This window comes from Ewingella sp. S1.OA.A_B6 (genome assembly GCF_049889095.1).
Classification (GTDB): Bacteria; Pseudomonadota; Gammaproteobacteria; order Enterobacterales; family Enterobacteriaceae; genus Ewingella.
The window spans coordinates 1-279 of sequence record NZ_JBLJFK010000069.1 but is presented as its reverse complement, the minus strand read 5'-3'; the positions used below and the strand labels follow the sequence as shown (position 1 = coordinate 279).

At 45.2% G+C, this 279-nt stretch carries 1 pseudogene; it reads right to left on the bottom strand.

Annotated elements, in window-relative coordinates:
- Positions 1-52: 52 nt before the first annotated feature.
- Positions 53-279: pseudogene (locus tag ACMV8I_RS21505) on the bottom strand (hypothetical protein); the annotation flags it as partial.

Below are 279 nucleotides of genomic sequence, written 5' to 3'. Positions count from 1 at the left end.
CGAGTTATATAGGCAAAGTTATCCATACAAGGTTGTCTAAGCATTGCAATCACTAGGCTTTTAAAATTACCTTCATCATGTTCCAAAAGGTCTTGCCATACGGTGGTTGGAGCAAATGCGCGAAGTTAAGGTGACTTTGTTTAAACACCGCTTTTGGATGAGAGAAGGTGTCAAAGCTATATTTGCCGTGATAACGCCCCATCCCCGATGCCCCGACACCGCCAAACGGCAGATTTTGCTGGGCAATGTGAAAAATCGTTTCGTTAATACAGGCGCCGC